Raw genomic sequence first — 9,259 nt, forward strand, 5'->3', positions numbered from 1 at the left:
GGACGAGCGCGACGCGCAGCCCGTCCAGACGCGGGCCCGCGGCCGCCGCCGGCGCGCCGGAGCCGGCCGGCTTCTCGGACATGTTCGTCTCCTCAGGCACTGCGGGCGACCTTCCGGGTGAGGACGGCCCGCAGGTCCCGGCCGTCGACCACGAACGCGATGAGCAGGAACACGGCGGCGGCGACCAGCGCGGCCAGCGCCCCCGTGCCGATGTTGCGGAGCTGCCCGGCGAGGCCGGGCGCACCGACGCCGAGGAGCGCGGCCGTCCCGTAGCCAGCGGCGGCGCCCGCGCAGGCGCCCAGCACCCCCGCGGCCAGCACCCGCCCGAGCCCGTGCACGGCACCGGCGCCCCGGGCGCGCAGCAGCGTGCCGATCAGCAGCACGCCCGCCACGGTCATGCCGGCGGCGTTGCCCGCCCCGAGGCCCGCCACGACCCATTTCGGGTCGAGGACCCACAGCGTGAGCACCACGTCGACCGCCGCGACCACGACCCAGCCCGCGACGACCGCGATCGCGCCCATCCGGCCGCGGTGGCAGGCGTACAGGACGCGGCCGAGGTGCGCGACCAGCCCGTACCCGAGCAGGCCGGGCGCGAAGGCGAGCACCGCGCGCGCCAGCACGTCCTGCTGGTCGGGATGGCCGGGGTTGAACACCACCGACACCGGCACCGCGACCGCCGCCAGCACGGCGGCCCCGGCGCACGAGACGAGGATCACCGCGCGGGTGGTCGCGGCGGTCACCCGGTCGAACCGCTCGTGCTCGCCGGCGCTCATCCGCGCGGACAGCATCGGGAACGCGCTCGTGGCGATCGGCACCGCCAGGATCGCCCAGGGCAGCAGGTAGATCGCCCACGCGTACTGGTAGTTGGCGAGCGCGCCGCGGGTGCCGCGCGAGCTGAGCCGCACGATCAGCAGCGTCGACAGCTGCTGCGCCGCGACCGTCGCGATCCCCGCGAGGGCGAGCCGCCGGACGCGGCGCGCCACCCCGTCCGGGAACCGCAGCGTCGGACGGAGCCGCAGGCGCAGCCGCCACGCGGCGACGCCCGCGGTCGCGGCCATCGCGACGCCGCCGAGCGCCGTGCCAACCGACAGCGTCAGCTCGGCGTCCAGCGGCAGCCCGGCGAGGTCGTTCTCGAACCCCCTGCCGAGCGGCGCGTACGCGACGTACGCGCCGATGACCACGAGGCTGGACACCAGCGGCGCCAGCGCGGGCGCCACGAACCGGCGGTGCGACTGCAGCAGCCCGTAGAGCACGACCGCCGCTCCGTACATCACCATCTGCACGGACTGGATCGCCAGCATGTCCCCGCCGACGCGGACGACGTCGTCGCGCGAGCATCCCTGCAGGTGGTCGGAGACCGCCAGCTCCATCAGCGGATGGGAGAGCCCCGCCATCAGCGCGGTGAGGGGCAGCATCAGCAGCACGACCCAGGTCAGCAGCGCCGACGCGGTCCGGCGGACCTCGGCGCGGTCGCCGCGCTCGGCGGGCCCGGCCAGCACCGGGACGACCATGCTGGCCAGCGCGCCGCCCGCCACGATCTCGTAGATGCTGCTCGGCAGCTGCGTCGCGCTGAAGTACGCCTGGCTCAGGCAGGACGTGGTGACCGTCTGCGAGAAGGAGTACGTCCGGCCGAACCCGGCGAGCCGGGCCAGCACCGTGATGACCCCGATCACGACGGCCGCGCCGGCCAGCCCGCCGGTGAGCCGGCGCAGCGCGGATCCGCGCGGGGACGGCGTCACGGCGTCGCCGGCGTGCTCATCGGGCGGCCCGCCGCCCGCCGGCGGGTCGCTCGGCGGGGTGCGGGACGGGGTGTTGGCGGGCATCGGTGAGGGGCACTCGTCACGGAAGGCGCTGTCGGGACCGGCCGGGGGGCCGCCGGGATCCTAGGCGGGGTCCACGGCGACGCCGTTGCCGGCGGGGCCCGGCGGCGGGACGTGCGGCCGGAACGCGTCCTCCATGTCCGGCTTGTCGGCGGGGGCCGCGGGCGCGGGCACCGCGACGGGACGGCGGCCGAGCATGTCGATCCGGTTCAGCACCGGGTTCGCCGCGATGACCTTGGTGAAGCTGACGAACTCGCTGGCCGCGTTCAGCGCGACGAGCCCGCCCAGCACGGCCAGCCGGGGGCCGCGGCCGAGCCGCGTGGCGGCCAGGCCGAGCAGCGCGCCGAGCGCGTTGGAGCCGGTGTCGCCGAGCATCGCCCGCTCGGCGAGGTCCTCGGGGAGCAGCGCGGCGGCGGCGCCCAGCGGCGCGGCCACGACGGCGGCGGACGGCCGGGCCAGCGCCAGCGGCGTCCCGGTGATGACGCCGACCTTGATGGCCCGCCCGGGCCGCAGGTCGAACAGGTTCATCAGGTTGGCGCTCCCGGCCACGATCGCGCCGTTCACGACGGTGTCGAACGCGCGGCCGCGCCGCGTCGGGGCGGGCGAGCCGGCGATCGCGGCGGCGGCCAGCCCGGTCGCGCCGATGCCGAGGATCTTCACCGCGCCGCTCGTCACCTCGCCGCGGGCGAGCGCGCCGAGGTGGCCCTTGAAGCCGCGGGACGACGCCGAGCCCGCCAGGTCGTCGTAGCCGCCGAGGATCCCGGACGCGGCGCCGGCCAGCAGCGCGGCGGCGCGGGTCCGGCCGGTGGCGCCGGGCGCCAGCAGTCCGGCCGCGGCGGCGCCCGCGACCAGCGCGGGGCCCTCCAGCAGCGTGACGGGCTCGCCCCGGTGGTTGGTGCGGTCCCACACCTCCTCGCCCGGCAGGCCGTTGAGGCCCGGCGGGCGCCGCGTCAGCGCGACGTACGCGGCGCGCGCCGCGACGGCGCCGAGGCCCATCCCGGCCAGCAGCCGCGCGCCCCTCGCCGACCCCGAGGCGATGCGTCCGTTCATCAGGTCGTCACCCGCTCTTCCCCGCCGTGGGCGCGGGCGAGGGCAGGTAGCCGCTCGCGCCGGCGCCCGTCCCGTACTGTCCGGACTTGCCGTTCAGCTCGTTCTGCAGCGCCAGGATCGTCACGACCTGCCCGGACGAGGTGTCCACCATGTCGACGGCGGAGACCGAGTCGCCGGTGTCGGAGTCACGCAGCGCAGCGATCAGCCCGCCCTCCTGCGCGGAGGTCAGCGGGCCACCGACGACGGTACCGCGACCGGCGCCGTCGAGGGCGGCGGCCAGCGAGATCAGTGCCTTGTTGTCCTGGTCCCCGCCGTCGTAGGCGTACGGGTTCGCCGGCGCGACCATGACGGCGAGGGTGGCGTGCTGGCCGGGCTTGCCGCTGGTGGTGATGTAGCCGGCCTGCTTGAAGCCGCTGAGCACGGCGCCGCCGGCGGCGTCCTCGCGGCCGGTCTTGGCGGGGTCGCGGGTGAGCAGCGCGTTCGCGAGCACCGCGCCGGCCTTGTCGTAGGAGCTGGCGCCCGACGGGAACTCGACGCCGTCGCTCTTCAGCTGGGTGGCCAGCTCGTCCAGCGTGCTCTGCTGGTCGTCGTCCAGCAGCTTCTTCTGGATCGTCACCCGCCCGGTGACGGCGGCGCCCGCGTCCTTGGCCAGCTCGCTGACCTGGTCGATGCTGTCGTTGCCGGCGCCGGGCGTCTCGATCATGACGACGGACTGGCCCTTCAGCCGGTCCGCGACGATCTGCGGCGACAGCACCTGGCCGAACTGCTCCTCGCCCTTCACCTGGGTCTGCAGCCGGCGCTGCGCGACCCGGGCCTCCTGGGCGCTCTTGGCCGCCGAGCTCGCCTGCTTGCGCAGCGTGTCGCCGACCGAGTTGGACAGGGTGGTGGAGCCCAGCACGATGCCGAGCGCCAGCGCGAGGAAGATCGCGACGATGGAGACGAGGTGGTAGCGGAAATCGATCACGTGAAGAGTCCGGTCAGCCAGAAGACGAAGGCGTGCCAGCGGTCGGCCAGCAGGGGACTGATGACGTCCCCCGCCGGGGACATGGCGACGGCGGTGACGATGGCGACGAACGCGCCGAGGACGAGGAACAGCAGCGACCAGGTGGAGATCCTGCTGCGGTACAGCCGGGAGACGCCCTTGGCGTCCACCAGCTTGCTGCCGACCCGCAGCCGGGTGAGGAACGTGCTGGCCATGCCGGCGCGGCCCTTGTCGAGGAACTCGACCATGTTGGCGTGCGTGCCGACCGCGACGATCAGGGTGGCGCCCTTGTCGTCGGCGAGCAGCATCGCGATGTCCTCGCTGGTGGCGGTCGCGGGGAACACCACGGCCTCCTGGCCGAGCTCGTGCACGCGCTTCAGGCCGGGCGCCCGGCCGTCCCGGTAGGCGTGCACGACGATCTCCGCGCCGCAGGTCAGCGCGTCGTCGGAGACCGAGTCCATGTCGCCGACGATCATGTCGGGGCGGTAGCCGGCCTCCAGCAGCGCGTCCGCGCCGCCGTCCACCCCGATCAGGACCGGACGGTACTCGCGGATGTAGGGCCGCAGGGTCGCGATGTCCTCGCGGTAGTGGTAGCCGCGGACGACGATCAGCGCGTGCCGGCCGTTGATCCTCGTGGCCACCTCGGGCACGCCGACGCCGTCGATGAGCAGGTCGCGCTCGCGCTTGACGTACTCCATCGTGTTGGCGACGAACGCCTCGAGCTGGCTCGCGAGCCCCGCCTTGGCCTCGGTCAGCGCCGTCTCGACCGTCTCGGCGGACTGCTCGGTGCCCTTGGCGACGACGTCGTCGCCGAGGTAGACGCACGGGCCCTCGACCCGGACCTGGTCGCCCTCGTGCAGCTTGCCGAAGATCTCCGGGCCGACGTCGTCGACGAGCGGGACGCCGGCGTCCACCAGGATCTGCGGGCCGAGGTTCGGGTACCGGCCGGAGATGCTCGGCGCGACGTTCACCACCGCGCCGACCTGGCACGACACCAGCGCCTCGGCGCTGACCCGGTCGAGGTCGACATGGTCGATCACGGCGACCTCGCCGGCCTGCAGCCGCTTGGTCAGGTCCTTGGTGCGGCGGTCCAGCCGGACGGTCGCGCTGACCCCCTGCCGGCCGTCGTCGCGGCCGCGGCCGAGCGCGAGCACGCGCCGCGGCAGCGTCAGCCGCTGCGTCAGCCGGGCGCGCCGCTCGGTGGTGGGAGCCGGTTCGTTCATCGCCTGCCATCCTGCCAGAGCACGGGAGTAAAGAGCCGCAGGGACGATCGACGGGGCGTGTCCGACCCGTCGCCCACCGTGTTCACTTGTGCGTTCTCCCCCTGTTCGCGGGCCGCGGGCTAGCGTTCCTCGGCGGCCATGGCCAGCAGTTCCTCGGCGTGCGCCCGGCCGAGCTCGGAGTCCTCCAGGCCGGCGAGCATCCGGGACAGCTCCCGGATCCGGCCCTCCCGGTCCAGCGCGGTGACGCCGCTGCTGGTGACGGTGCCGTCGTCGGACTTCTCCACCAGCAGGTGCTGGTCGGCGAACGCGGCGACCTGCGGCAGGTGCGTGACGACGATCACCTGCGCGTTGCGGGCCAGGCGGGCGAGCCGGCGGCCGATCTCCACCGCCGCCTTGCCGCCCACGCCCGCGTCGACCTCGTCGAACACGAACGTCGGGACGGGGTCGGCGCCGGCGAACACGACCTCGATCGCCAGCATCACCCGGGACAGCTCGCCGCCCGACGCGCCCTTGTGCAGCGGCAGCGGCGGCGCGCCCGGGTGCGGGGCGAGCCGCACCTCCACCTCGTCGACGCCGTGCGGGCCGTAGTCGCCGGTCGGGGTGACGGTCACCACGACGCGGGCGTGCGGCATCGCCAGCGCGGTCAGCTCCGCGGTGACGGCCTCGGAGAACCGCTCGGCGGCGCGGCCGCGGACCGCGGTCAGCTCCGCGGCCTCGGCGGCGAGCCGCTCGGTCAGCTCGGCGTGCTCGGCGCGCAGCTCCTCGATGCGGCCGTCGTCGCCGTCCAGCTCGGTGAGGCGGGCCGCCGACCGGCGCGCCCACTCCAGCACCTCCGCGACCGTCCCGGCCTCGCCGCCGTACTTGCGGACCAGCGAGGTCAGCTCGGCGCGCCGCTCCTGGACGGCCGCGAGCCGCGCCGGGTCGGCGTCCACGGACTCGGCGTAGGACGCCAGGTCGGTGCCGACGTCGGAGACGAGGTAGCCGGCCTCGGCGAGCCGGTCGGCGAGCGCCGCGAGGTCGGGGTCGTGCTCGCGGACGGCCTCCAGCGCGTTGCGGGCCTGGCCGAGCAGGCTCGTCACGTTCGCGGCCTCGAACGCGGCGGCGGCGTCGCCGAGCAGCGCCTCGTGCGCGGTGTCGGCCGCGCCGCGCAGCGCGTCGGCGTGCCCGAGGCGCTCCTCCTCGGCGGCGAGGTCGACGTCCTCGCCCTCCTTGGGGTCGACCTTCTCGATCTCCTCCAGGCCGAAGCGGAGCACGTCGGCCTCCTGCGCGCGCTCGCGCGACCGCGTCGTCAGCTCCTCCAGCAGCGCGCTGACCTGGCGGTGCCGCTGGTAGGCCTTGGTGTAGGCGCGCATCGGCTTGGTGAGGGAACCGCCCGCGTACCGGTCCAGCGCGCCGCGCTGCCGCCCGGCCTGCAGCAGCCGCTGCTGGTCGGACTGGCCGTGCACGGCGACGAGGTCGTCGGCGAGGTTGATCAGCACGCTCACCGGGACGGACCGGCCGCCGAGGAACGCCCGCGAGCGGCCCTCCGCCGACACCGACCGGGTCACGATCAGCGCGCCCTCGTCCAGCTCGCCGCCGGACTCCTCGACCCGCTCGACGGCCCGGCCGCCCGGATCGACCACGATCCGCCCCTCCACGGTGGCGCGGCCCGCCCCGGGCCGGACCCGCTGCGGGTCGGCGCGGCCGCCGAACAGCAGCCCGAGGCTCGTCACCACCATGGTCTTGCCGGCCCCGGTCTCGCCGGTCACCACGTTGAACCCGGGCGACAGATCGAGCACGGCCTCGTCGATCACGCCGAGGCCCTGGATCCGCACCTCATCGACCATCGGACGCACCAGCGTCACAACCCTCCGCAAACGAATCCCCGATCAGCGCCTGTGGAGATTATCCACTCTGCGCGCCGGATGCTCCCCCGTCCGTCCCGGCGAGATCGGACGCCGCCGGCCCGGCCCCGGTTCCGCCGCCGATGGTCTCGACCCCGGTGACCTGCGGAGCCTCCTCCGCGGGGGACGGCGTCGCGGGCTGCCGGACCCGGCCGCGCCAGCCCGTCACCGGCAGCCCGAACTTGGTGACCAGCCGGTCGGTGAACGGGGTGAGGTGCAGCCGGGCGAGCCGCACCGGCTCGGCGCCGCGCCGGACCTCGACCCGCGCGCCGGGCGGCAGGTCGAGCGTCCGCTGCCCGTCGCACCACAGCACGGCGCGCGGGGTGTCGGCGAGGACCTCCACCGCGACCAGCGACCGCGGCGACACCACGAGCGGGCGGGCGAACAGCGAGTGCGCGCTGATCGGCACGACCAGCATCGCCTCGACCTCCGGCCACACCACCGGCCCGCCGGCGGAGAACGCGTACGCGGTCGACCCGGTCGGGGTGGCGCACACCACGCCGTCGCAGCCCCAGTTCGACAGCGGGCGGCCGTCGATCTCCGCGACGACCTCCAGCATCCGCTCCCGCTCGGCCTTCTCGATGCTGGCCTCGTTCAGCGCCCACGTCGCGCCCATCACGGTGCCGTTGCGGCGGACGGTGACGTCGATCGTCATCCGCTCCTCGACGTCGTAGCGGCGCGTCACGACCCGGTCGACGGTGGCGGCGAGGTCCTCCCGCTCGGCCTCGGCGAGGAACCCGACGTGGCCGAGGTTCACGCCGAGCAGCGGCGTCCCGGACGTGCGGGTGAGGTCCGCCGCGCGCAGCAGCGTCCCGTCGCCGCCGAGGACCATCACGACCTCGGCGTCCTCCGCCGCGGCGGCGTTGCTCGGCATGACGTCCACGCCCGCGCAGCCGATGTCGTCGGCCTCGCGGTCCAGGACGCGGACGCAGATCCCCGCCGCGCTGAGCCGCTCGATGACCAGCTGGGCGCTGCGGACCGCCTCCGGCCGCCCGGTGTGCGCCACGACCAGCACCGACCTCTTGCTCATACCTTCGCCCCACTCCCCGGCCCGACCCGGCGTGCCGACGTCCTCTCGACGAACGTCCCCGCCGCGGGCGTCCCCGCCGCGGGCGTCCCCGCCGCGGGCGTCCTTCTCCGGGCCGCTGTGTTCTCGGACGCCCTCTGTACGGCCGCGCGCGCACGGACGATCACTGCGGGCCCTCCGCGATCGCCTTCTCCAGGTCGGCGTCGTCGAGCGGCGGCGCGCCGGCCCGCAGCCACAGGAAGTACTCGACGTTCCCCGACGGCCCGGGCAGCGGGCTCGCGGTCACGCCGAGGACGCCGAGCCCGAGCGCCGCGGCGTGCTCGGCGACGCCGCGGACGGCGCCGGCGCGCAGCTCCGGGTCGCGGACGACGCCGCCGGCGCCGACCCGGTCCTTGCCGACCTCGAACTGCGGCTTGACCATCATCGCGTAGTCGGCGCCCGGGTCGGCGCAGCGCTGCACGGGGCCGAGGACGAGCTTGAGCGAGATGAACGACAGGTCGCCGACCACGAGGCCGGGCCGCGCGCCGCCGAGCGTCTCCGGCTCGAGGTCGCGGATGTTGACCCGCTCGATCACCGTCACGCGGTCGTCGGTCCGCAGGGACCAGGCGATCTGCCCGTACCCGACGTCGACGGCGTACACGTGCGCGGCGCCGGCGCGCAGCAGCACGTCGGTGAACCCGCCGGTCGAGGCGCCTGCGTCCAGGCACACGCGGCCCTTCGTCTCCAGGCCCTCGAACGCCTTCAGGGCGCCGGCGAGCTTGTGGCCGCCGCGCGAGACGTACTCGGGGCCGCCGGCGGCCTCGTCCACGACGATCGCGGCGCCCGCCTCGACCTGCGTCGCGGGTTTGCTCGCGCGCTGCCCGCCGACCCTGACCCGGCCGTCGGCGATCAGCTGGCTCGCGTGCTCCCGGGACCGGGCGAGCTCGCGCCGCACCAGCTCGGCGTCCAGCCGCCGCCTCACCGCCACGGCACCGCCCCCGTGATCGTCGCCACCGCGCTCACGGGCGGGGGCGCAGCGCGTCGGGGAACGCGGGCCGGGGCGGCGGCACGGCCGGGCCCGCCCCGGCGGAGGGGCCCGCTTCGGCGGAGGAGCCCTCCGCGCCGGCCAGCAGGTCCTGGAGGCGCTGGTGGACGTCCTCGAAGATCTCCACGTGCTCGGGGACGGGCCGCCCGGCCAGTTCGGCCAGGCGCGCGACGGCCTCGTCCACCCGCGGGTCGCCGGTGGGCTCGGGCGGCGGCGCGGCCGGGAGGCCCGGCTCCGCGCCGCCGGCCTC

The 9,259-nt window shown here is 75.7% G+C and carries 8 protein-coding genes; all 8 read right to left on the reverse strand.

The annotated features are described in order from the left end of the window. Window positions 1–92: 92 nt before the first annotated feature. The gene (murJ, locus tag F9B16_RS46005; RefSeq protein WP_151546586.1) at window positions 93–1,823 is read right to left on the reverse strand and encodes a murein biosynthesis integral membrane protein MurJ; all 1,731 of its coding nucleotides are present in this window, start codon (window positions 1,821–1,823) and stop codon (window positions 93–95) included. Between the two features lie 60 nt (window positions 1,824–1,883). Next, a complete protein-coding gene (locus tag F9B16_RS46010; RefSeq protein ID WP_151546587.1) occupies window positions 1,884–2,870 on the reverse strand; it encodes a hypothetical protein in 987 nt (328 codons plus the stop codon). A gap of 7 nt (window positions 2,871–2,877) precedes the next feature. Next, window positions 2,878–3,834: a copper transporter gene (locus tag F9B16_RS46015; protein WP_151546588.1), complete on the reverse strand. Its 957-nt coding sequence runs from the start codon at window positions 3,832–3,834 to the stop codon at window positions 2,878–2,880. Beyond that, on the reverse strand, window positions 3,831–5,075 hold the full coding sequence (steA, locus tag F9B16_RS46020; RefSeq protein ID WP_151546589.1) for a putative cytokinetic ring protein SteA: 1,245 nt from the start codon (window positions 5,073–5,075) through the stop codon (window positions 3,831–3,833). The genes F9B16_RS46015 and steA overlap by 4 nt, the downstream gene beginning before the upstream one ends. A gap of 119 nt (window positions 5,076–5,194) precedes the next feature. Next, a complete protein-coding gene (recN, locus tag F9B16_RS46025; protein WP_151546590.1) occupies window positions 5,195–6,901 on the reverse strand; it encodes a DNA repair protein RecN in 1,707 nt (568 codons plus the stop codon). Between the two features lie 58 nt (window positions 6,902–6,959). Then, entirely contained in the window at window positions 6,960–7,988 is a 1,029-nt protein-coding gene (locus F9B16_RS46030; protein ID WP_151546591.1) for an NAD kinase, read from the reverse strand. 160 nt (window positions 7,989–8,148) lie between these two features. After that, the gene (locus F9B16_RS46035) at window positions 8,149–8,952 is read right to left on the reverse strand and encodes a TlyA family RNA methyltransferase (RefSeq protein WP_151546592.1); all 804 of its coding nucleotides are present in this window, start codon (window positions 8,950–8,952) and stop codon (window positions 8,149–8,151) included. 31 nt (window positions 8,953–8,983) lie between these two features. Next, window positions 8,984–9,259, reverse strand: a 276-nt coding sequence (locus F9B16_RS46040) for a hypothetical protein (protein WP_151546593.1), incomplete at its 5' end; no start/stop codon positions are given.

This window comes from Actinomadura montaniterrae, from assembly GCF_008923365.1.
Taxonomy (GTDB): Bacteria; Actinomycetota; Actinomycetes; order Streptosporangiales; family Streptosporangiaceae; genus Spirillospora; species Spirillospora montaniterrae.